Here is a 664-nt window from a genome sequence, read left to right on the forward strand (position 1 = left end):
AGCACATCGGTGAGCGTGCTCAGCAGGTCAGCGTCTCCACCCATCTCCCGGGCGGATGCGTCCCATAGCTCGCTTGCACCCTGGCGGGTGACCCCGAGCCGGTTGACGTGGTCAACTACCAGGGCCTCCTTGGCTCGCTTGGTCGCTGCGAGCTGGCCGACCTGGCTAGCGGTCTCGTTGCCTAAGTCTCCTGTGCGGCGGATACCGGCACGAGGTGACATCTTGTCTGAGATCCGGCGCAGCATGTTCCCGATCATGGTGTCTCTATTGGCAACCGAGCGCAGCCCCTTGGCCGTGATCATGTCCTTCTCGAAGATGACCGTCGGGTTGTCGAACACATCGAGGTTGGCCTGGATGCGGTTTCGTGCGTCCATGCTCAACTTCTCAGGGTCGAGCTCGTCGATCACTCGGCGCAAAGGTAAGTCATCCGGGATGTCCAGCTGGTAGACCAGACTCGGGGGCACATCCCTAGGATCTAGGTCAGTGGTGAGCGGGCGAGCCCACTGGGTCTCGAACCAGGGACGCCACTCCTCGATGGCCCCTTCACCCAGGAGCTCCCTCCCGAAGGTCTCCATCTGGTCGAAAGCTGCGCCCTCTTCACCGATGGCGGTGCGTTGGAGCATGTCATCGAGCCAGGACTCTGGGTCATCGGCCATACGGTTGG

1 protein-coding gene is annotated in these 664 nt (G+C 62.2%); it reads right to left on the minus strand.

Annotated elements, in window-relative coordinates; all coding sequences use genetic code 11:
- Positions 1-664, minus strand: a 664-nt coding sequence (locus tag GY937_23480; protein ID MCP5059677.1) for a hypothetical protein, incomplete at both ends; no start/stop codon positions are given.

It is taken from the genome of bacterium, assembly GCA_024228115.1.
GTDB lineage: Bacteria > Myxococcota_A > UBA9160 > UBA9160 > UBA6930.